The organism is Streptomyces sp. NPDC057424, assembly GCF_042803315.1.
In the GTDB taxonomy this organism is placed as follows: domain Bacteria; phylum Actinomycetota; class Actinomycetes; order Streptomycetales; family Streptomycetaceae; genus Streptomyces.
This window is the reverse complement of record NZ_JBHVCP010000017.1, coordinates 9,152-30,948: the sequence shown is the minus strand read 5'-3', so window position 1 is coordinate 30,948 and position 21,797 is coordinate 9,152. Positions and strand designations below refer to the sequence as shown.

Here is a 21,797-nt window from a genome sequence, read left to right as displayed (position 1 = left end):
ATCTTCCCGCCGGTGACGGTCACCCGCACCTGGACCGGACCGTACTGCGTCTGCGCGACATCGCCGGTCAGCGTCTGCGCATCCCCCGAACCCTGCTGCGGTCCGGCCGACGCCTTCGCCTTGTCCAAGGCGGACTGGAGGGACTTCTTGTAGCCGGCGCTGGTGTACGTCGCCCCGGAGACCGCGTCGATCTCCGCGCTCTGCGCCGCGACCACCGCCTGGTTGAGGCGGGGGACGGAGGAGGAGGTGATCTGCTCGCTGCGGCCGCCCTTGGGGGCCTGGACCGCCTCGGCCTGGGTGATCTTGCCGTTGCTCATCGTCAGGCGGACCTGCACGGCGCCGTACTGCGTCTGCGCCGCGTCACCGGTGACCGCGCCGTTCACGCCGCCCTGCGGGGCCTGCCCGGCGGCCGCGGGCGGAAGCTGGCCGCCGGCCGCTTGGGCGGAACCCGGGTCGGACGCCGGCTTCAGCGACAGCAGCAGCACGATCCCGGAGACGGTGGCTGCGCCGGCGAGCACGGCACGCCGGACGGGGTGAGACTTCCTCATCGTTTCCCAAACTCCTGAAGGGCCGTTGGTGTCCCGTCGCTCACATCTCGAACGACTCGTGATGGATACGGCGGGCGGGTACTCCCGCGCCGCGCAGTGCCTCGTAGACCGACTGCGCGAAGCCGGGCGGCCCGCACATGAACACGTCGTGGTCGCCGACGTCCGGGATCTTCCGCTGGAGGGACTCCGCCGAGATGTCGGGGCGTTCCCCCTCCGGGCTGTTGACCGCGTACATCAGCCGGGCGCCGCGCTCGTCGGCGATCTTGGCGAGTTCGCCCCACAGGGCCAGGTCCTGGGTGCTGTTGGCCCGGTAGAGGAGCGTGATGTCACCGGACGCGCCCGGCAGCGTCTCGAACAGGGCCCGCATCGGGGTGATGCCCACACCGCCCGCCACCAGCAGCACCTTGCCGCGGCTGCGGCGCTGCGCGGTCATCGCGCCGTACGGTCCCTCCGCCCACACCTTGGTGCCGGGCGTCAGCTCGCGCAGCCGGGAGGTGTGGTCGCCGATCGCCTTGACGGTGATCCGCAGCATGTCCGGGCGGGGCGCCGCCGACAGGGAGTAGGGGTGCGAGCTGAACCGCATGCCCGGCGCCATGAACCGCCACCGGAAGAAGTGCCCGGCCTCCGCGCCCATCCGGTGCAGTTTACGTCCGCTGATCAGCACGGACACGATCCCCGGGGTCTCCTCGATGACCGCCTCGACCCGCATGCGGTGCCGCAGGTTCAGCCGGATCGGGGTGAGGATCCGGTACCAGAGGACCAGCGCGGTCACCACGCCGTACAGCCCGTACCAGAAGGTCTTCGCGGCGGGCTCGACGGCGAACTCGTTGCCGGTGGTGATCTGGTGCCAGAACGTCAGGTACACCGCCGCATACGTGAGCAGGTGCACGTGGTACCAGGTGTCGTACCCGATCAGCCGGCGCACCCCGCCGATCGAGAGAATCCCGATGACGAACAGCAGACCCGTCCCGATGGCGGCCTTGCCCATGTCCGGCAGCTGGTTGATGGAGTCCGTCGTCTGCTGGACGATGTCGCCGAGCCCCTTGCCCGCCTGCAGGGCGTAGCCCCACATGATGAGGAAGACGTGGGCGAGGACCAGGCAGAGCGTGTAGCGGCCCGTCATGGCGTGCCAGCGCGCGACCCGGTCGGTGCCCACCCGGCGCTCCAGCGCGGGCACCCGGGCCATCTGGAGCACCACGAGCGCCATGAGGTAGCCGGCGAGCAGGCCGGTGATCCGGCCCGCGGCCAGGATCTTGCTCGTGTTGTCCGCGAGGGACGGTGTGTTGTCCCACCACAGCCACAGCACAGCCGCCGCACCGGCCCACAGGGCGATCAGCAGCGGGACGGCCGGGGAGCGGCGCGGGCGGATGCGGCGCATCGTCTGGCGGCGGGCGGCACGTCCGCCTGCGAGCGTGGTGGTCACGGTTCCTCCGTGGGGACTTGACCCTTGGCCCACAGATACGTGCCGGGACACGGGAGTGTTCAGTCGCGTCCCGAGTCGGCTGCGGACTGGAGTGACCGCTGGTAACACTCATGCGGCCGGCGTCCCGTCACAGGCGGGTGACGGCCGTGCTCCCGCTCCGTGTCCCCACGGCGATGTGCGGCCGCCGCGCGGGGTCGGCCCAGACGAGGATCCGCCGCATCGCCTCCTCGGACACGGAGACACAACCGGCCGTCGCTCCCCGACCGTTGGCATGGAGGAAGATGCCCGCGCCGCGCCCCCGCACGGGGCGCTCGTAGTTGAAGCCGATGACGAGCGCGTGCGCGTACTGCGCGCGATACGTGATCAGGTGCTCCGACTCGGCGGCCCGGCAGTCTGCCGCACGTGGCTCGGTCCAGCGGTTGTAGGAGCGGGATTCGTTGTCCTGGCACCACCAGGAGTCCTGGTGCACCCGGCGGTACGGGTACGCCGTCCCACGCGGTGCCGCCTTGATGCCGAAGGCGTACGGCAGGCCGTAGAGGCCGGTGGGTGTGGTGTTCGTGCCCTGCTCGCGGGAGGCGCCCCCGACGAGCCCGTTCGCTCCGAAACGGGCGGGCGCGGAGCCCTTCTCCACCCAGCGCCCGTCTCCGCCGCGGTCCCACCAGGTGACCGTGCCCGTCGTGGAGGCCCGGTTCGGGGCCACCGCGGTGATCAGCTGGGTGCCGCCGCCGGTGTCCGCCATCCGGACCGGCAGCGGTGGCGCGGGGGCGGGCGGCCCGGCGCCGAGCACCACGAGGGAGGAGACGGCGAGGGCGACGGCACCGGGGCGCATGTCTCAGACCGTAGAGGGGGGCAGCGGCAACGGCAGCCCGGGTAGTCCGTCCAGGCTGGTGGCGATGTGCTCCTTCTTGGTGAAGTAGGCGCTCAGCGAGGCGTCGTCCTCGCGGGCGAACCGCTTGCTGTGCAGATCGCGGTCCGTCTCGTACGCCATGAAGGGCACCCCGTAGCCACAGGTGTCGCGGACGAGTTCGGCGGTGACGACGATGATCGCGCGCAGCCCGTGTCGCGTCGGGTCGATGTCCGGGAAGTGCGCGAGCAGTTCCGCGAAACGGGGGTCGTCGCGGAAGACCGGCTCCCCCCTGCCGTGTACGCGGACGATGTTCGGCGGGCCCTGGAAGGCACACCACATCAGGGTGATCCGCCCGTTCTCCCGCAGATGGGCGATGGTCTCGGCGTTGGAACCGGCGAAGTCGAGGTAGGCCACCGTGAGCTCGTCGAGCACCGCGAAGGAGCCCGTGAGGCCCTTGGGGGAGAGGTTGACCGTGCCGTCGGCGGCCAGGGGGGCGGTGGCGGTGAAGAAGACCGGCTGCGCCTCGATGAAGGTGCGGAGCCGGCCGTCTATGCGCTCATGAGTCTTTCCCATGCCGAACGATTATGTCTGCAAGTACTTCGACTGTCTAAGGAGTTGCGGGACCCGGTCACCTCTGCCGGATCCCGCGTATGCAGGCGTCATCCGTGGCCGCCCCGGCCGGCGCTCACACGGGGCGGCCACGGCGCCTGTCACCTCACTTGGTGAGCGAGCAGGCGGCCAGGGAGTCGAGCCCGGCCGGACGCTCGGCCGTGCGGCCGATGGCGGTGGCGATGCGGTTGATCGCCGCGACGCGCTTGTCCTCCAGCGGGCCGAGGATGGCGTTCTGGACGAAGTTGGGCCCGCCCTGGCCCACCGTGTCGACCAGGCGCTTGTTGGCCTCCTGGATCTGGGTGTCCAGCTGCCCGAGGTTCCGGTCGACCTCGGCCTGGGCCGAGGCGGGGATCGCCGGCAGCTCGGAGGCGACGTCCGGGCAGCTGATCGTGCCGGCACCGGCGTTCCCCGCCTCGCCCGCACCCGCGCCACCCTCCTCGGCACCCGCGCCAGCTCCGGCCCCGGCACCCGCGCCAGCTCCGGCCCCGGCACCCGCGCCAGCTCCGGCCCCGGCACCCGCGCCGGCTCCGGCACCCGCGCCGCCCTCTTCGGCGCCTGCCCCGGCTCCGGCCCCGGCACCCGCCTCGCCACCCGCCGCCTCGCCCGCTCCGGCGCCGCCGCCGGCGTTGAGCTGGCAGGCCGCGAAGGCCTCGAGGCCCTCGGGCTTCTCGGCGGCCCGCCCGATGGCGGTCTCGATGCGGTTGAGCGCGGCGACGCGCTTGTCCTCCAGCGGGCCGAGGATGGCGTTCTGGACGAAGTTGGGCCCGCCCTGGCCCACCGTGTCGACCAGGCGCTTGTTGGCCTCCTGGATCTGCGTGTTCAGCTGGGCGAGGTTCCGGTCGACCTCGGCCTGGGCCGAGGCGGGGACCGCGGGCAGCTGGCCGGTGACGTCCGGGCACGTGATGGTGCCGGGGCCCGCCAGCGTCCGGGCGTTCGTGCCGCCGCCGTCCGGCGTCTCCCCGGCGAGGGCGAAGCCGGCGATCACCGTGCCGGACAGTGCCACCGCGGCGGCGCCGCCGATGAACGTGACGCGACGCTTGTTGTACTTCGGAAGGGCCCTGGACATGCGGATGCCTCACTAGGGGATCGGGGGTGTCGTCGGTGTCGTAACGCGGCGCCTGCGTTCGGCGAGAGGTACGGGTAAGCGGTTACCCGTGTTCAAGGGATCTTCAAATTCCTCTCGCCCGACCGGAAACCGGCCCCTCACCCCCAGGCAGATTGACGAATCATGCAGAGGTCTGCATACTCATGCATGTCGGTGATCTGCCCTGAGCAGTAGCGTGATGACCGTCTCCACGCCCCCGGGCGGGAAGGCGGTGGCACATCCACACCCATTGAGGAGCGCAGCAGGTGAGCAGCAACAGCGGTGACGTCCGGCTCTGGGGCGGCCGTTTCGCCGACGGTCCCGCCGAGGCCCTGGCGAAGCTGTCCGCATCCGTCCACTTCGACTGGCGGCTCGCGCCGTACGACATCGCCGGTTCGCGTGCCCACGCGCGTGTGCTGCACAAGGCGGGCCTCCTCACGGACGACGAGCTGACCCGCATGATCGCCGGGCTGGACCGGTTGGAGGCGGACGTCGCCGACGGCTCCTTCGTGGGCACGATCGCCGACGAGGACGTCCACACCGCCCTGGAGCGCGGCCTCCTGGAGCGCCTCGGCCCCGACCTCGGCGGCAAGCTGCGCGCGGGACGCTCCCGCAACGACCAGGTCGCGACCCTCTTCCGCATGTACCTGCGGGACCACGCCCGGATCGTCGGCGGCCTGATCGCCGAGCTGCAGGACGCACTGATCGGCCTCGCCGAGGCCCACCCGGACGTGGCGATGCCCGGTCGCACGCACCTCCAGCACGCCCAGCCCGTCCTCTTCGCCCACCATGTCCTGGCCCACGTCCAGTCCCTCTCCCGGGACGCGGAGCGGCTGCGTCAGTGGGACGCGCGCACGGCGGTCTCGCCCTACGGCTCGGGCGCCCTGGCGGGCTCCTCGCTCGGGCTGGACCCGGAGGCGGTGGCGAAGGACCTCGGCTTCGAGCACGGCTCGGCCGGCAACTCCATCGACGGCACGGCCTCCCGGGACTTCGTCGCCGAGTTCGCCTTCATCACCGCGATGATCGGGGTCAACCTCTCCCGGATCGCCGAGGAGGTCATCATCTGGAACACGAAGGAATTCTCCTTCGTGACCCTGCACGACGCCTTCTCGACGGGCTCGTCGATCATGCCGCAGAAGAAGAACCCGGACATCGCCGAGCTGGCCCGCGGCAAGTCGGGCCGCCTGATCGGCAACCTGACGGGTCTGATGGCCACGCTCAAGGCCCTCCCGCTCGCGTACAACCGCGACCTGCAGGAGGACAAGGAGCCGGTCTTCGACTCCATCGACCAGCTGGAGGTCCTGCTCCCGGCCTTCACCGGCATGATGGCCACCCTCACCGTCCACCGCGAGCGCATGGAGGAACTGGCCCCGGCCGGTTTCTCCCTCGCCACGGACATCGCCGAGTGGCTGGTCAAGCAGGGCGTCCCGTTCCGCGTGGCCCACGAGGTCGCCGGCGAGTGCGTGAAGGTCGCCGAGGCCGAGGGCAAGGAACTGGACGAGCTGACGGACGACCAGTTCGCCAAGATCTCCGCCCACCTGACCCCCGAGGTCCGCACGGTCCTCAACGTCCCGGGCGCCCTGGCCTCCCGCAACGGCAGGGGCGGCACGGCCCCGAGCGCGGTGGCGGTCCAGCTGGCCGAGGTGAAGGCGGACGTGACGGCGCAGCACGACTGGGCGACAGCACGACAGAAGCCCTAGGTAACCCGCACGCGCGAACACACAGCAAGCCCCGAGCTCTGAGGCGAAGGTCATCCCGGGGGTTACGTTGGTCGAAAGCCGCAGCCGACCGAACGGAGCCCCCCGGATGCCCTTCGCCCGCCTGGCCACAGCGACAACCCCCACCTGCCACATCGGCCTCGGCCTCGCCGCCGTCGGACGCCCCGGCTACATCAACCTCGGCCGGGACGAGGACCTCGGAGAAGACCGCAGCGTCGAGACGCTGCGCACCCGCACCCACGAACTCCTCGACGCCGCCTACGCCCAGGGTGTCCGCTACTTCGACGCCGCCCGTTCCTACGGCCGCTCCGAGGAGTTCCTCGCCGACTGGCTGAAGGACAGGCCCGGCTTCGACGACATCGTCGTGGGCAGCAAGTGGGGCTACACCTACACCGCCGACTGGTCCACGGACGCCGAGAAGCACGAGATCAAGGACCACACCCTCGCCGCCTACGAACGGCAGCGCGCGGAGAGCGGCGCCCTGCTCGGCGACCGGCTCGACCTGTACCAGATCCACTCGGTGACCCCGGACAGCCCGGCCCTCTCCGACAAGGAACTGCACGCGAAGCTCGCGGAAGCCGCCGCGCAGGGCCTCACCGTCGGATTCTCCACCAGCGGCCCCGCCCAGGCGGACGCGATCCGCGCCGCCCTCGCCGTGACGGTCGACGGCGAACCCCTCTTCCGCACCGTGCAGTCCACGTACAACGCGCTGGAGACCTCCGCCGCCCCCGCCCTCGCCGAGGCGCACGACGCCGGACTCACCGTGATCGTCAAGGAGGGCATGGCCAACGGCCGACTGGCCGGGCCGCACGCCCCGGCCGTGCTGAAGGAAGTCGCCGAGCAGGCGGGGCTGGGCTGCGACGCGGTCGCCCTGGCCGCGATCCTCCGGCGGCCCTGGGCCGGTGTCGTCCTCTCCGGCGCGGCCACCACCAACCAGCTCGCCTCGAACCTGCACGCGGCGGTCGTCGACCTCGACGACGACCAGCTGGCCCGCCTCGCCACGCTCGTGGAGGAGCCGCACGCGTACTGGGAGCGGCGCGCGCAGCTGCCCTGGCACTGATCACCCCCTCACCCGCGCAGACACGGCAGCCATGAGCCACGCATGCCCCGAGTGAGACACTCATGTCTCATATGCTCTATAGTCGTCTCATGGCTGTCGATCCTGAGTACGTGCTGCGCGCCGCCGCGGCCCTGCTGACCCGCAAATCCACCGCGACCATGGACGAGGTCGCCAAGGCCGCCGGGATCAGCCGGGCCACGCTGCACCGCCACTTCGCCGGGCGTGACGCCCTCGTCCGGGCTCTGGAGGCGCTGGGCATCGCGGAGTGCGAGGCCGCGCTGGATGCGGCCCGGCTCGACGAGGGCACGGCGAGCGAGGCCGTACGCCGGCTGGTCGGAGCCATCGAGCCCGCCGCCGGACTGCTCGCGTTCCTCTATTCCGAGAACCAGCTGTTCGAGGGCGAGGAGCTGAACGCGGGCTGGACCCTGATAGACGACCGGATCTCCGCCCTGTTCCGGCGCGGCCAGCTCAGCGGCGAGTTCCGCATCGACCTCACGCCCGCCTGGCTCACCGAGGCGCTCTACGGCCTGCTGGCCTCCGGCGCCTGGATCGTGCAGAGCGGCAAGGGCGCCCCCAAGGACTTCCAGCACATGATCGTCGAACTGCTGCTCGGCGGCGCACTCAGGAGAGAGGAAGCATGACCAGCACCCTGCAGCCGACGGACCGCACCGAGGCGGTGGAGCGCCCGGGTCGCTGGCTCGCGCTCGGCGTTCTCGTGCTCGCCGTGCTGCTGGTGGCCGTCGACGCGACCGTCCTCGGTCTCGCGACCCCCTACATCAGCGAGGATCTCGAGCCGTCCGGCACGCAGCTGCTGTGGATCGGCGATGTGTACTCGTTCGTCATCGCCGGTCTGCTCGTCTCCATGGGCAGCCTCGGCGACCGGATCGGCCGCAAGCGGATCCTGCTGGCCGGTGCCACGGCGTTCGGCGCGATATCCGTGTTCAACGCCTACGCCACGACCCCCGAGATGATGATCGTCGCGCGGGCGCTGCTCGGCGTGGCCGGCGCGACCCTGATGCCGGCCACGCTCGCCCTGATCCGCAACCTCTTCCACGACCCGCGCGAGCGCAGCCTCGCCGTCGGCATCTGGGGTGCCACCGCCTCCGCCGGTACGGCGGTGGGCCCGATCGTCGGCGGATTCCTGCTGGAGCACTTCTGGTGGGGCTCGGTCTTCCTGATCAACCTGCCAGTGATGGCCGTCCTGGTCCTCGTCGGGATCAAGCTGCTGCCCGAGTCGCGCACCGCGAACCCCGGCCCCTGGGACCTGGTCAGCGTCGTGCTGTCGCTGGTCGGCATGATCGGCATGGTGTACGCGATCAAGGAGGCCGCCACCCACGGCTTCGCGTGGACCACCCTGGCCGCGGGCCTGCTGGGCGCGGCCGCCCTGTACGGGTTCGTCCGCCGTCAGCTCAGGCTGCCGACGCCGCTGCTGGACATGCGGCTGTTCCGCCATCGCGGCTTCAGCGGGGCGGTGCTGGCCGATCTGCTGACCATCCTCGGTCTGTCCGGGCTCGTGTTCTTCTTGTCCCAGTACCTGCAACTCGTCCAGGGCAGAGGCCCGTTGGAGGCCGGCCTGGCCGAGCTGCCCGCGGCGGTCGGCGCGGTGGTGGCCGGACTGATCGCGGGGCGGGCGGCCCGGCGCTTCTCGGTGCGGGCCGTCGTCGCCGGGGGGCTCGCGGCCATCGGCCTCGCGCTCGCCGCGCTCACGGTGCTCGGGCAGTCCACCGGCTACCCGCTGCTCGGGACCGCGCTGCTGGTGGTCGGCGTGGGCGCCGGATTCTCGTTCACCGTGACCGCCGACGTGATCCTCTCCAGTGTGCCCAAGGAGCAGGCGGGCTCCGCGTCCGCCGTGTCCGAGACGGCGTACGAACTCGGTGCCGCGCTCGGCATCGCCGCGCTCGGCTCGATCGTGACCGGCGTCTACCGTGACTTCACCGGCCCCGCGGGCACACCGGCCGCGGCCCACGAGTCGCTGGGCGGCGCCGTCGAGGCGGCCGCGGACATGCCCGCCCACGGTGCCGCCGCGATGCTGGACGCCGCCCGCACGTCCTTCGTCGACGGTCTGGCCCTCGCCGCGGGCGTGGGCGCGGCGGTCCTGCTGGCCGCGGCGGTGGCGGCGTGGTTCCTGCTCCGAGGGCAGAAGCTGGAAGGCGGCACGGACCACGCGTAACCCGGCCCTGCCGGGCCGGGAGACGCGGCTGAGGGCGGCCACGCCTTTCAGGGACGCGGGGAACTGCGCGACGAACGCCGGCACACCCGCACCTGCCAAGCGCTCGGAAGATGTCCCGGAGCTTCAGGGGCGCGGGGAACCGTGCGACAAGCCCCCACGCACCCGCACCGGCCCCCGCGCCCGAGAAGCTACGCTGCTTCCTTCGCCTTGCTCGCGTACATGTCCACGTACTCCTGACCGGACAGCCGCATGACCTCGGTCATCACCGAGTCGGTCACGGCCCGCAGCACGTACCGGTCCCGGTCCATCCCCTCGTACCGGGAGAACTCCATCGCCTCACCGAACCGCACGGTGACCTTGCCCGGGCGGGGCAGCCCCGCCCCGCCCGGCTGCAGCTTGTCCGTTCCGATCATGGCGAAGGGCACCACGGGCGCACCGGTCATCAGGGTCAGCCGGGCGATCCCCGTCCGCCCCCGGTACAGCCGCCCGTCGGGCGACCGCGTCCCCTCCGGGTAGATCCCGAACACGCGGCCTTCCTCCAGCACCCGCCGCCCGGTCATCAGCGCGGCGACACCGCCCCGGCCACCGTCACGGTCCACCGGGATCATGCCGACACCGGTGAAGAACCAGGCCATCAGCCGGCCCTTGAGGCCCTTGCCGGTCACGTACTCGTCCTTGCCGATGAAGAAGACCTGCCGGTCGCAGACCAGCGGCAGGATCATCGAGTCGATGAACGTCAGGTGGTTTCCGGCCAGGATGACCGGGCCATCGCCGGGAATGTGCTCCGCACCCTCCACCTGTGGGCGGAACATCAGGCGCATGATCGGGCCGAGCACTGCCTTGATGAGCGCGAAGCGGGACAACGGACCCTCCGGTGTCAAGGTGTTCTGTATGAGTCTGTGCAGGTGAGGACGATACTCGTGGCCCCGGGTATCGCGCACATCGGGCACGGCGACTTCACCGATGCCTTACGCATTGTTGACGCGTGTTTACCTGCGGTGGCGCGCCGCCGAGGGCGCGTAACGCGGCCGACATGATGTGACGCACATCGCCCCGGGCGCATCGCACGCGTTCCCAGAACGGCCGGACCGAATCGAGCGGATACGACGAACCGTCAATTCGTCCTCCCCACCAGCCACTACGACATCCGGCATCACCCGCGTGTTCCGGCCGAGGTCTCCCACCCGTCATGTACGCGCCCCTACGATCGGCCCGCACTGATGAGCCGAACGGCAGAGAGGGCGCTCATGGGAACGCAGGAGTCGAACGAAGAAACGGGCGGTACCGGACGGCGGGCCCTGCTCGGCGCGGCGGTGCTCGGCGCCGGGGGAGCGGTGCTCGGCATGGCCGGCACAGCGCGAGCCGACGGCGCCCGGCACGGCAGCGGACTGAAGAGCCTGCCCAAGCCGACGATCATCGGACACCGCGGAGCCAGCGGCTACCGCCCGGAGCACACCTTCGGCTCGTACCGGCTGGCCCTCGACCTGGGCGCCGACATCGTCGAGGCGGGCGACCTGGTCCCGACGAAGGACGGGCACCTGGTCTGCCGTCACGAGCCGGAGATCGGCGGCACCACGGACGTCGCCGACCACCCCGAGTTCGCCGGCCGCGAGAAGACCAAGCTGCTCGACGGGGTCTCCACCACGGGCTGGTTCACCGAGGACTTCACACTCGCCGAGCTGAAGACCCTGCGCGCGGTCGAGCGCATCCCGGCGAACCGCCCCCACAACACCCTCTACGACGGCCGCTGGGACATCCCCACCTTCGAGGAGGTCCTCAGGTGGCAGGACGAGCAGACCCGCAGGCGCGGGAAGCAGGTGTGGATCTACCCCGAGCTCAAGCACCCGACCTACTTCCGCAAGCAGGGCCTCCCGCTGGAGGAGCGCGTGGCCAAGCTGCTGCGCAAGTACCGCAAGGACCGGCGCACCTCCCCGGTCATCCTGCAGTCCTTCGAGCCGACCAGCATCCAGCGCCTGCACAGGCTCGTCGACAACCCGCTGGTCGTCCTGCTGTCCTCGGCGGACTCCCGCCCCTGGGACTTCGTGGAGACCGGTGACCCGCGCACGGTCGCCGACCTGGTCGAGCCGGCCGGACTGCGGGAGATCGCCTCCTACGCGCAGGGCATCGGCCCGACCCTGGACCTGGTCATCCCGCGCGACGCCGAGGGGAACCTCACCGAGCCCACGACGCTGGTGTCCGACGCGCACAAGGTGGGCCTGATCCTGCACCCGTACACGCTGCGCAACGAGAACCCCTTCCTGCCCGCGGACTTCCGCAAGGGAACGGACGCGGACGCCTACGGTGACGTCTTCGGCGCGTACAGGACGTACTTCGCGACCGGTATCGACGGCGTCTTCACCGACCAGCCCGACACGGGTCTGCTGGCCCGCGAGGACTTCCACGGCTGATCCCGTCAACACTCGAGCTCACACCCCCCGGTCGAGTGAGCTTCGGCCGTCCGGGCAACCCACCGCCCGGGCGGCCGCGTCGCTCCGCATATGACGCATGACCTGGTCACCGCCCTGCGCCCGCTGCTCACCGCCGAGGCCTCCGCGGAGGCATATTCCACCGGTACCGAGCCGGGCGACCTGGAGCAGGCCGTCTGGCTCCGCCTGCTGGAACGCCTCGACGCCGAGGGCCCGCCGGTCGACCCCCAGCAGTGGCTGCGCCGCGCCGTCCGCTCCGAGGCGCGTCGTACCCGCCGCACGAGCCGCCTCGAACGGCCGTACGTCGGCGAACCGGTCGACGACGGGGAGCCCGGCCCCGAACAGCTGGCCCTCGCCGCGGCCCGGGGCCGGGCCCTGCGCGAGGCGGTGCGCCGCCTTCCGGGCCGCTGCCCCCGGCTGATGGAGGCCCTGCTCTCGCCGGCGGACCTGACATACCGGGAAATCGCAGGGGAGTTGGGTATCTCACAGGGGAGTCTTGGCCCGGAACGTTCCAGATGCCTGGGATGTCTCCGGAGATTGCTCACGCCGGAGGTTGCGGCCCGCTGAGGACGGGGATAGGAGTGGGGAACGACAGGTGATCAGATGAGCGGGAGGCGTGCGCACATGGGCATGAGCGTGACCATCTCTGCGGCGACCGAGCAGGACGCGGAGCAGATCTTCAGACTGCAGTACCTGTGCTTCCAGCCGGAGGCGGCGCTGTACGGGAACTACCGCATCGACCCGCTCGTCCAAACCCTCGACTCGGTCCGCGAGGAGGTCACCCGCGACTGTGTCTTCGTGGCCCGGCTCGGCGAGGAGGTCGTCGGCTCGGTCCGCGGCTCGGCCACCGAGGACGGCGCCGCCGCGATCGGCAAGCTCTGCGTCCACCCCCGCCTCCAGGGCCACGGCATCGGCGCCCGCCTCCTCCGAGCGGCCGAATCGGCCCTCGCCGGCCGGCACGGCGCCACCCGCTTCCGCCTCCACACCGGTCACCGCAACGAGGGCAACCTCCGCCTCTACCGCAAGGTCGGCTACGAGACGGTGGGCACGTCCCAGGGAGCGGACGGCATCCCCATGATCGTCCTGGAGAAGCCGGCCGGCACGTACGCGGCGACAGCTTGACGTCTGCCCTCAGGGGTACGGGGAACTGCGCGGCCACCCACACACGGCCCGCGGCCGCCTGACCACCTCAGGCGGCATCCCCATTCCGCGAACGCGCATGCCGCAGCCAGTAGATGGCCGACACCGGCAACAGGACCGGGATGAACACGTACCCCATCCCGAAGTCGGACCACACGGTCGCGTCCGGGAAGGCGGACGGCTCGATCAGTGTCCATGTGCCCACGGTCAGCACACCGAGCAACTCGGCCCCGCAGCACGCCAAGGCGGCTCTGCGTGCCGTCTCCCCGCCTCGCACCAGCGAGTACGTGATGAACCCGTACACGAGACCGGCCACCGCCGACAGCGAGTACGCCAGCGGTGCCCGGTCGAACTCCGTCGCGATCTGATACGCGGACCGCGACACCGCCCCCACGACCATCACGCCGTACAGCCACACCAGCAGCGTGCCCGGCCCGCTGACCAGCCGGCGCCGGCTCACCTCAGCCTCCCCAGATGTCATAGAGCCGCACCTCCAGCACCGCCAGCACCACACCGCCGGCCGCCACCGTCACCGAGCCCCACCGTGTCCGCTCGGCGAGCGACATGAACCCCGCCGCCGGGACGCACGCGAACGCCCCCAGGAGATACGCCACGAAGATCGTCGTGCCCTGCTCCGGCTTCTCGCCCCGCGCGAGCAGCACGATCCCCACGACCAGCTGGATCAGCGACAGCAGTGTGACCACGGCCATCCCGATGAAGTGCCAGTCCTTCGTCGGCTGGTCACGGTAGGCCGCCCAGCCGCACCAGGCGGCGAGCAGCAGCGCGGCGACGCCGGTCACCAGCGTCAGGGCATCAAGCATGCTGCGACCCTATTACGGCCGAAAAGGTCCGGTGCTTCCGGCCCTGGCCTGCACCGTAGGGTCGGGGGCATGACGATCCACGCGCAGGCCCTGCTGTTCGACAACGACGGAACCCTGGTCTCCTCCCTCGCCTCGGTCGACCGCTGCTGGACGCGGTGGGCCGCGGAACACGGGATCACGGCCGAGGAGTTCGCGCGGGTCGAGCTGCACGGCCGGCCGGCCGCCGAGATAGCCGCCGACCTGCTGCCCGCCGAGATCGTGCCGCAGGCCGTCGCGCGGATCGAGGACCTGGAGGTGGACGACGTACCGAACGGCGGTGTGCACCTGCTGCCGGGGACCCGCGCCTTCCTCGACGCCCTGCCCGCCGACCGCTGGGCCGTCGTCACCTCCGCCACCCGGCGGCTGGCCGAGGCGCGGCTCGACGCCGTCGGCATCCTGCCCAAGACGCTCGTCGCCGCCGACGACATCACGCGCGGCAAGCCCGACCCCGAGCCCTACCTGCTCGCCGCCCGCGCGCTCGGTGTCGACCCCGCGCACTGCGTCGTCTTCGAGGACGCCCCCGCGGGCCTCGCGTCCGGCCGCGCCGCCGGGATGACCACCGTGGCGTTGACCACAACCCACCAGGCTCGCGAACTCCACGCCGATCTGGTCGTCGAGAACCTGTCGGCCCTGTCCGCCCTGGTCACCGAACGGGGCGTCGAGATCTCCCCGCGCGGCTGACGCGGTGCCGGCCCTGTCCACCTCTGTCCAGCATCCGGACAGAGAAGGGCCGGTCAGGACCGTACGCGTGTTTTACTGACGACATGACCACGACGAGCGACCGCATCCCCGCGACCGAGGCGACCATGCCCGGTGCTCGTCGTATGTGTCGAATGTGCGCCTTCTAGAGGGCCCCTGCACCACCCCTGAGCTCGCGCCCCGAAGCGAGACGCGGCCTGTCCGCACGCCCTTTGGCGCTGCGTGACCCGGAGCCGCCCGCGCACATGTTCTCCCCGGTTCCATGCCTCAGCGAGAACCGTGTCGCGTCCCTGACCGAATGCACCCTGTGCCCGGGCACACCCACGCCCGCGCACTCGACAGTGACGGAATCCCAGTGATCACCACCTCGGGCCTGACCAAGGTCTACCGTGCACGCGGCCGCGAGGTCACCGCCCTGGACGGCGTCGACCTGCACGTCCGCGAAGGCGAGGTGTACGGCGTCATCGGCCAGTCCGGCGCCGGCAAGTCCTCGCTCATCCGCTGCGTCAACCTGCTGGAACGACCCACCTCCGGCACCGTGACCGTCGCCGGGCAGGACCTCACCGCCCTGGCCGGCCGCGGCCCGCGCGCCGGAAGGGAACTGCGTCAGGCGCGCAGCCGCATCGGCATGGTCTTCCAGCACTTCAACCTGCTGTCCTCCCGGACCGTCCAGGACAACGTCGGGCTGCCGCTGGAGATCCTCGGGAAGTCCGGGCAGGAGCGCTCCCGCAAGGCGCTGGAGCTGCTCGACCTGGTCGGCCTCGCCGACAAGGCCAGGTCCTACCCCGCGCAGCTCTCCGGCGGCCAGAAGCAGCGCGTGGGCATCGCCCGGGCCCTCGCCGGCGACCCGAAGGTACTGCTGTCGGACGAGGCCACCAGCGCCCTCGACCCCGAGACCACCCGGTCCATCCTGGCGCTGCTGCGCGACCTCAACCGGCAGCTCGGCCTGACCGTTCTGCTCATCACCCACGAGATGGACGTCGTGAAGTCGGTCTGCGACTCGGCCGCACTCATGGAGAACGGCCGCATCGTGGAGTCGGGCACGGTCAGCGAGCTCCTCGCGACCCCCGGCTCCGAGCTGGCCGCCGTGCTGTTCCCGCTCGACGGCGAGGCCTCCGGCGAGGACCGCACCGTCGTCGACGTCACCTTCCAGGGGGAGAGCGCCACCCAGCCCGTCATCTCGCAGCTCGCCCGCACCTACAACATCGACATATCGATCCTCGGCGCCGCCATCGACACCGTGGGCGGCCTCCAGGTCGGCCGGATGCGCATCGAACTGCCCGGCCGCTACGAGGACAACGTCGTGCCGATCGGCTTCCTGCGTGAACAGGGCCTCCAGATCGACGTCCTGGGTCACGAGTCCGAACCGGTGAAGGAAGGTGCCAAGTGACCTGGTCCGAGATGCAGCCCCTGCTGGAGCAGGCGTGCTGGGACACGCTCTACATGGTCGGCTGGTCCACGCTCATCGCCGTCGCCGGCGGACTGCCGCTGGGCATCCTGCTGGTCCTGACCGACCGCGGCGGCCTGCTCCAGAACCTCGCCGCCAACAAGGTCATCGGGCAGGTCGTGAACATCGCCCGCTCCCTGCCGTTCATCATCCTGATGGTCGCGCTGATGACCTTCACCCGCTGGATCACCGGCACGACCATCGGCCGCGAGGCCGCCATCGTGCCGCTCGCCGTCGGCGCCATCCCCTTCTTGGCGCGTCTGGTCGAGACGGCAGTCCGCGAAGTGGACCACGGGCTCGTCGAGGCCGTGCAGTCCATGGGCGGCAACACCTGGACCATCGTCCGCAAGGTGCTCGTCCCCGAGTCCCTGCCGTCGCTGATCTCCAGCACCACCACCACGGTCGTCGCCCTGATCGGCTACTCCGCCATGGCGGGCACCGTCGGCGCCGGAGGCCTCGGAGACATCGCCATCCGCTACGGCTACCAGCGCTTCGAGACCCAGCTGATGTGGATCACCGTCGCGATCCTCGCCGTCGTCATCTCCCTCATCCAGTTCGCCGGCGACCACGCGGCCCGCTCCCTGCACCGCCGCGGCGCCCAGGCGGGCCCCGCCCCGAAACTGCGGCTCCTCAAAGCCGCCTCCTGAACCCCCCGTCACCCGCAACGGGGTCGCACCACCGCAAGGCCATAAGGAAAGGCACTTTTCGTGCGTAACACCGCCAAGATCACCACCGCCGTCCTCGCAGCCGGAGCCCTCACCCTCGGGCTCAGCGCCTGCGGCGCGGGCGGCTCCGGAACCGACGGACCCCTGATCGTCGCCGCGAGCCCCGTCCCGCACGCCGAGATCCTCACCTACGTCAAGGACAACCTGGCGAAGAAGGAGGGCCTCGACCTGGAGGTCAGGGAGTTCACGGACTACACCACGCAGAACCCCGCGACCCAGGACGGCTCCGTCGGCGCCAACTACTTCCAGAACAAGCCGTACCTCGACGACTACAACAAGAAGAACGGCACCGACATCGTGCCCGTCGTCACGGTCCACCTGGAGCCGCTCGGCCTCTACTCCCACAAGGCCGAGAAGCCCGAGGACCTGAAGAGCGGGGCGACCGTCGCCGTCCCCAACGACACGGTGAACGAGGCCCGCGCCCTCAAGCTCCTCGCCGCCCACGGGCTCATCACCCTCAAGGACGGCGTCGGCAACGAGGCGACCCCCTCCGACATCACCAAGAACCCGAAGAACCTCAAGTTCAAGGAGTTGGAGGCGGCCCAGACGCCGCGCTCCCTCGACGACGTGGACGCCGCCGTCGTCAACGGCAACTACGCCATCGAGTCCGACCTCAAGCCCTCCGAGGACGCCCTGATCCTGGAGTCCCCGAAGGACAACCCCTACGGCAACTTCCTCGCCGTGAAGAAGGGCAACGAGGACGACCCGCGCGTGAAGAAGCTCGCGAAGCTCCTCACCTCGCCCGAGGTCGAGAAGTTCATCCGGGACAAGTACGCCGGCTCCGTGCTCGCCTCCTTCTGAGCCCGCGCCCGGCACCCGCCACGCACGGGGTCGTCCCTCACCCGGTGAGGGACGACCCCGTGATGCGGACGGGTGCTTTCATGCTGCATGCTGGGCAGTTCAGCATGCCCAGAAGGTTCACCGAAGGTTACGGAGCGGCGCATGACGAGCACCTTCCCCAACATCTCCATCAGCACGGAGCGGTTGGTGCTGCGTCCCCTCGACGAAGACGACGTCGTCGCACTGGCCGCGATGATGAACGACGAACAGGTGGCGGCCTGGACCTCCGTCCCCCAGCCCTTCACGGAAAGAGGCGCCCGGACCTGGATCACCGACTACGCCCCCACGCAGCGCACCGAGGGACACGGAATCGACTTCGCCGTCACCGAGTTCCTCACCCAGCGACTGGTCGGCGTCATCCAGCTGGGCAAGACCAACTGGCACGTACGCTCCACCGAACTGTCGTACATCATCGCCCCCTGGGCCCGCGGCGAGGGCTATGCCTCCGAGGCCGCCCTGGCCACCGCCCAGTGGCTCCTGGGGGACCAGAAGTTCGAGCGCATCGAACTGCGCACAGCGGCCGACAACACCGCCTCCCAGCAGGTCGCCCAGAAGATCGGCTGTATCAGTGAGGGTGTGCTGCGCAACGCCTGTATAGCCCGCGCCCGTGCCGAGGACGGCACGTGGACCGAGGTGCGCACCGACTTCATCGTCTGGAGCCTGCTCCCCGAAGACCTGGACGGCGTGGGCGACCAGCTTCGCGACGGGTTCACGTCCTTCGGCGACTGGAACTGACCGGAACCACCCGGAGGACGAGGGCCGCGACGACACCGGCACTCCCCCCGACATCTCCACCGGGTACCCTCACGGAGCCCGCCCCGGGCTGCTCCCCACCACGCCACGCAGACGACCTGCGAAAACCCCTGGAGACTGACAACGATGGCCGACCGGGTCACGGTGATCGGCTGGGACGGTTCGCCGCTGACCGCCGCGGCGAGCGCCGCCCTGGGTGCCGCCACGCTCGTGGCCGGCGCCGCCCACCACCTGGCGCTCCCCGAGGTCCCCGCCGGTGCCGAGCGCATCCGCCTCGGCAGTGTCGCCCTCGCCGCCCGCCGCATCGCCGGCCACCGCGGCACGGCCGTCGTGCTCGCCGACGGTGACCCCGGCTTCTTCGGTGTCGTACGCACCCTGCGCGCCCCCGAGTTCGGCCTGGAAGTGGAGGTCGTCCCCGCCGTCTCCGCCGTCGCCGCCGCCTTCGCCCGCGCCGGCATGCCCTGGGACGACGCGCAGGTGGTCGTCGCACACCCCCGTACCTTGCGACGCGCGGTTAACGTGTGCCGCGCCCACACCAAGGTGGCGGTCCTCACCTCACCCGGCGCCGGCCCCGCCGAACTCGGTCTGCTCCTCGAAGGAGTCCACCGCTCCTTCGTCATCTGCGAGGAGCTCGGCACCGCCCGCGAACGCGTCTCCGTCGTCACCTCCGACAAGGCCGCCGATTACACCTGGCGCGACCCCAACGTCGTCATCGTCCTCGGTGGTCCGGCCCGGCCGGACACGGCGGGGGAGACCGGCGGCTGGATCTCCGGCCGCGACCCGTCCACCGGGCCGCGCGGCTGGACCCTGCCCGCCGACGCGTACGGCGCGGACCTCGGCGAGGGCGAGACCTTGCTGCTGCGCGCCTCCCAACTCGCCCGCCTCGGGCCCCGCGTCGGCGACCTCGTCTGGGATATCGGCTGCGGCAGCGGCGCCTTCGCCGTCGAGGCCGCCCGCGCCGGGGCCGCCGTCCTCGCCGTCGACAGCGACCGGGCCGCCTGCGCCCGCACCGACGCCGCCGCGCGCCGCCTCGGCGTCCAGCTCCAGATCGTGCACGGCACCGCCCCGCACGTCATGGAGAACCTCCCCGAACCGGACGTCGTCCGCGTCGCCGGCGGGGGAGCGGCCGTCGTCTCGGCGGTCGCCGACCGCCGCCCGCAGCGCATCGTCACGCACGCCGCCACCCGCGACGCCGCCGAACTCGTCGGCCGCGACCTGAGCGAGCACGGCTACGCCGTCGAGTGCGCCCTGCTGCAGTCCGTCGAACTCGACACCCGGGCCTGGACGGAGAAGGAGCGGAGCGTCGCGTTCCTGCTCAGCGGCGTGCTGCCGAGGCGCGGTACCTGATCCCGCCGCCGTCCCCGTGATCGGGTTGTCGTACTGCGCGCGGTAGGCTGGCCGATCGCTGCACCGCACAAGGACGCCCGGCGCTTCGTCGGCCAATGTCCGGAAAACCCGCCCGTTTTGGGGTGTGTGTGGTACGGCAGAACCGGAGGACGCGCAACGTGGCGCAGTCCACAGCGGAACCGTCGCGGATCAAGCTGCCGTGAGGGTGCTACGGCCGCAACAATGCCAGTGAATGGCTTTGTCGCCTTTTCCGGGCGGACCGTTCGTGCCGCTGGGGACGCACGCTCGTTCTTCACTGCGGGGCGGTCGGTGCGCCGTTCCGGGCGAGCAGGTCGTAGGAGCATCAACCGATGGGCGAGGGGTACGCATGACCGACACCGGCCAGGTCCCGGGCGAGGGACTGCCGGAGAGCGCAGGCATGGTGGAGCAGCCGGGCGCCCCCGCGCCCGGTGCGTACACCTACCTCTCCGAGACCACCGCCGAACCCGAGGACGAAGACCTGCTGCTGTTGCCGGGCGCCCAGGGCGCCTGGGGCAACGAGGTCCCTCCCCCCGCGCCGGAGCCGGTCCTCGAGACCGTGCACCAGCCGGGCCCGCACGAGATCTCCGGCCGCGACAGCGGCTCGGTCGACCTCGGCGGTGTGCGGCTGCCCGACCCGCCGCCGATCCCGCCCATCACCCCGCGCCGGCCCCTGCACCTCGGCCCGCCGCTGCCCGACAGCTCCGCCAGCCCCGTCCGCTCCCTCGCCGACCGCGGCCCCGCGGGCGCGCCCGTACGCCAGCCGGTGCCGTCCGCAGCGGTCCCCGAGTACCTCGACGGCCCCCGCGCCCCCGAGATGCCCTCGCCGCCCGCCGCGCCCTGGGGCGCACCGGCCATGCCCGCGGCGCCGGTGAGCGCCGGGGCGGGGCCTGCGGAAACGGTTGTTCCGGCCATGGAACCGATGGGCGAGGCCCAGGCGGTCGCGACCAGCGTGGCGACGGAGACGAGCCACACGACACCGCCGGCACCGGCCGAGGCGGGGCAGGCTCCTGCGGGTGGCCCCGAGGGGCCGGGTGTCGGCCCGGCAGCAGTCCAGGCAGCCACGGCCGAGGCCGGTCAGACCCCTGCGGGTGACCCCGCTGGTGTGCATGTCGGCACGGACGCAGCCCAAGTGGCCGTCGCGGAGCAGGTCATGCCCGCGCCGGGAGCAGACCCCGGGGACCTGGGTGTGGACGCGGCAGAGGGCCGCATGGCCGCCGCCCGGGCCGGCCTGGCTGCTGCCGCTGACGCCGCTGGCGTGGTCGAGGCCCAGGCGGCCGGGGCCGGGTACGCGCTTCCCGAACAGGGCGCGGCGGCTGCGGGCGACCCGGCCGCAGCAGGTGTCGGTCCGGACGCGGGCCAGGCGGCCGCCGCCGAGGCCGGGGCCGTAGCCGCCCCGGAAGCGGTTGCGCCCCCGGCTTCGCAACCCGGGCCTGCCGTGGACGGCTCCGCGCAGGGCGGTGAGCCAGCCGGTGCTGCCCCTGAGCCTTCCGTGCCGGACGCCTCCCCCGGACAGGGTCCGGCGGTAGCTGCGGGGCAGGCCGTGGCATCGGCTCCCGCTCCTGAGACCGGCCAGATCCCTGAAGCGGCCCCGTTCCCCGAGGCTGCCGCCGCCCCGGAGTTCGCCGTCGTCACCGCGCCCGAGGCCGCCGGCGGAGAGACCCCCGCCCAGGGACAGGACGCTGCCGCTCACGCACTCGACGTAGCAGCCCCGGAGGCCGCTGCGCAGCTGCCGGCAGCGGACGTTGCTCCCGCGGCAACCGCGCCGGGTCCGGGGACGCCCGCCCCCGAGGCCGCCGCGCCGGAGCCGGACGTCACCGCCAACGAGGCTCTGCCGGAGGTTCCGACGGCACCTGACGCCGCGCCGGGCGTGCAGGAGTCCGAAGTGACGGCGCAGCAGCCCGCCACTCCCGGCCCTGACCCCGAAGCCCCGGGCCAGGTCACCGCTGCCCTGGCTGCCGAGCCGGTCGGCGAGGAAGCGGCCGCTCCCTCCGCCGAGTCCGTCGCCACCCCTGCCCCGGCCCCGTCCGCCGAGTCGGTTGCGACTCCTGCCCCGGCCCCGTCCGCCGAGTCGGTTGCG

Annotated in this window: 21 protein-coding genes and 1 pseudogene; 14 read left to right on the top strand and 8 right to left on the bottom strand. The window is 71.6% G+C overall.

Features of this window, described 5'->3' with window-relative positions; translation table 11 throughout:
- From ACFU3E_RS16295 to ACFU3E_RS16275, 5 genes are all read right to left on the bottom strand, one after another.
- Window positions 1-548 (bottom strand): FMN-binding protein (locus ACFU3E_RS16295; protein WP_384157594.1); only part of this gene is annotated, 548 nt, incomplete at its 3' end.
- A gap of 40 nt (window positions 549-588) precedes the next feature.
- The gene (locus tag ACFU3E_RS16290) at window positions 589-1,971 is read right to left on the bottom strand and encodes a ferric reductase-like transmembrane domain-containing protein (protein WP_384157590.1); all 1,383 of its coding nucleotides are present in this window, start codon (window positions 1,969-1,971) and stop codon (window positions 589-591) included.
- A 127-nt stretch (window positions 1,972-2,098) separates the two neighbouring features.
- Window positions 2,099-2,800, bottom strand: coding sequence for a L,D-transpeptidase (locus ACFU3E_RS16285; RefSeq protein WP_384157587.1), 702 nt, complete (start codon window positions 2,798-2,800; stop codon window positions 2,099-2,101).
- A gap of 3 nt (window positions 2,801-2,803) precedes the next feature.
- On the bottom strand, window positions 2,804-3,391 hold the full coding sequence (locus tag ACFU3E_RS16280; protein ID WP_384157585.1) for a pyridoxamine 5'-phosphate oxidase family protein: 588 nt from the start codon (window positions 3,389-3,391) through the stop codon (window positions 2,804-2,806).
- Between the two features lie 142 nt (window positions 3,392-3,533).
- The gene (locus tag ACFU3E_RS16275) at window positions 3,534-4,496 is read right to left on the bottom strand and encodes a hypothetical protein (protein WP_384157582.1); all 963 of its coding nucleotides are present in this window, start codon (window positions 4,494-4,496) and stop codon (window positions 3,534-3,536) included.
- Between the two features lie 284 nt (window positions 4,497-4,780).
- Here ACFU3E_RS16275 and argH point away from each other — a divergent pair, with 284 nt between their 5' ends.
- The 4 genes from argH (at window position 4,781) to ACFU3E_RS16255 (ending at window position 9,462) form a co-directional block, all read left to right on the top strand.
- On the top strand, window positions 4,781-6,214 hold the full coding sequence (gene argH / locus ACFU3E_RS16270) for an argininosuccinate lyase (protein WP_384157579.1): 1,434 nt from the start codon (window positions 4,781-4,783) through the stop codon (window positions 6,212-6,214).
- A gap of 106 nt (window positions 6,215-6,320) precedes the next feature.
- Window positions 6,321-7,292: an aldo/keto reductase gene (locus ACFU3E_RS16265; RefSeq protein WP_384157576.1), complete on the top strand. Its 972-nt coding sequence runs from the start codon at window positions 6,321-6,323 to the stop codon at window positions 7,290-7,292.
- An 89-nt stretch (window positions 7,293-7,381) separates the two neighbouring features.
- The gene (locus ACFU3E_RS16260) at window positions 7,382-7,933 is read left to right on the top strand and encodes a TetR/AcrR family transcriptional regulator (protein ID WP_384157573.1); all 552 of its coding nucleotides are present in this window, start codon (window positions 7,382-7,384) and stop codon (window positions 7,931-7,933) included.
- Entirely contained in the window at window positions 7,930-9,462 is a 1,533-nt protein-coding gene (locus ACFU3E_RS16255) for an MFS transporter (protein WP_384157570.1), read from the top strand. Before ACFU3E_RS16260 ends, ACFU3E_RS16255 begins: the two co-directional genes overlap by 4 nt.
- Before the next feature lie 188 nt (window positions 9,463-9,650).
- Here the strand turns inward: ACFU3E_RS16255 and ACFU3E_RS16250 are convergent, their stop codons facing one another.
- Entirely contained in the window at window positions 9,651-10,325 is a 675-nt protein-coding gene (locus ACFU3E_RS16250; protein WP_384157567.1) for a lysophospholipid acyltransferase family protein, read from the bottom strand.
- 384 nt (window positions 10,326-10,709) lie between these two features.
- On the opposite strand from ACFU3E_RS16250, the gene ACFU3E_RS16245 reads away from it, so the two are divergent.
- From ACFU3E_RS16245 to ACFU3E_RS16235, 3 genes are all read left to right on the top strand, one after another.
- Window positions 10,710-11,870: a glycerophosphodiester phosphodiesterase gene (locus tag ACFU3E_RS16245; RefSeq protein WP_384157821.1), complete on the top strand. Its 1,161-nt coding sequence runs from the start codon at window positions 10,710-10,712 to the stop codon at window positions 11,868-11,870.
- A gap of 90 nt (window positions 11,871-11,960) precedes the next feature.
- Complete coding sequence (locus tag ACFU3E_RS16240; RefSeq protein WP_384157564.1) at window positions 11,961-12,455, top strand: RNA polymerase sigma factor; 495 nt, start codon at window positions 11,961-11,963, stop codon at window positions 12,453-12,455.
- A gap of 57 nt (window positions 12,456-12,512) precedes the next feature.
- Window positions 12,513-13,010: a GNAT family N-acetyltransferase gene (locus tag ACFU3E_RS16235; RefSeq protein WP_384157818.1), complete on the top strand. Its 498-nt coding sequence runs from the start codon at window positions 12,513-12,515 to the stop codon at window positions 13,008-13,010.
- Window positions 13,011-13,077: 67 nt separating this feature from the next.
- On the opposite strand, the gene ACFU3E_RS16230 is transcribed toward ACFU3E_RS16235, so the two are convergent.
- Window positions 13,078-13,509, bottom strand: coding sequence for a hypothetical protein (locus tag ACFU3E_RS16230; RefSeq protein ID WP_384157561.1), 432 nt, complete (start codon window positions 13,507-13,509; stop codon window positions 13,078-13,080).
- Window positions 13,490-13,849, bottom strand: coding sequence for a hypothetical protein (locus tag ACFU3E_RS16225; RefSeq protein WP_384157558.1), 360 nt, complete (start codon window positions 13,847-13,849; stop codon window positions 13,490-13,492). Before ACFU3E_RS16225 ends, ACFU3E_RS16230 begins: the two co-directional genes overlap by 20 nt.
- A 69-nt stretch (window positions 13,850-13,918) precedes the next feature.
- Here ACFU3E_RS16225 and ACFU3E_RS16220 point away from each other — a divergent pair, with 69 nt between their 5' ends.
- The 7 genes and pseudogenes from ACFU3E_RS16220 to ACFU3E_RS16190 form a co-directional block, all read left to right on the top strand.
- A complete protein-coding gene (locus ACFU3E_RS16220; protein WP_384157555.1) occupies window positions 13,919-14,569 on the top strand; it encodes an HAD family hydrolase in 651 nt (216 codons plus the stop codon).
- Window positions 14,570-14,942: 373 nt separating this feature from the next.
- A complete protein-coding gene (locus ACFU3E_RS16215; protein ID WP_384157552.1) occupies window positions 14,943-15,977 on the top strand; it encodes a methionine ABC transporter ATP-binding protein in 1,035 nt (344 codons plus the stop codon).
- A complete protein-coding gene (locus ACFU3E_RS16210) occupies window positions 15,974-16,681 on the top strand; it encodes a methionine ABC transporter permease (protein ID WP_384157549.1) in 708 nt (235 codons plus the stop codon). The genes ACFU3E_RS16215 and ACFU3E_RS16210 overlap by 4 nt, the downstream gene beginning before the upstream one ends.
- Before the next feature lie 60 nt (window positions 16,682-16,741).
- Window positions 16,742-17,560: a MetQ/NlpA family ABC transporter substrate-binding protein gene (locus ACFU3E_RS16205; protein ID WP_384157545.1), complete on the top strand. Its 819-nt coding sequence runs from the start codon at window positions 16,742-16,744 to the stop codon at window positions 17,558-17,560.
- Window positions 17,561-17,701: 141 nt separating this feature from the next.
- On the top strand, window positions 17,702-18,334 hold the full coding sequence (locus ACFU3E_RS16200) for a GNAT family N-acetyltransferase (RefSeq protein ID WP_384157542.1): 633 nt from the start codon (window positions 17,702-17,704) through the stop codon (window positions 18,332-18,334).
- A 144-nt stretch (window positions 18,335-18,478) separates the two neighbouring features.
- Window positions 18,479-19,699 (top strand): precorrin-6y C5,15-methyltransferase (decarboxylating) subunit CbiE, encoded by a 1,221-nt coding sequence (gene cbiE / locus ACFU3E_RS16195; protein WP_384157539.1) that lies wholly within the window; start codon window positions 18,479-18,481, stop codon window positions 19,697-19,699.
- Between the two features lie 367 nt (window positions 19,700-20,066).
- Window positions 20,067-21,797, top strand: a pseudogene (locus ACFU3E_RS16190) (5,6-dimethylbenzimidazole synthase); the annotation flags it as partial.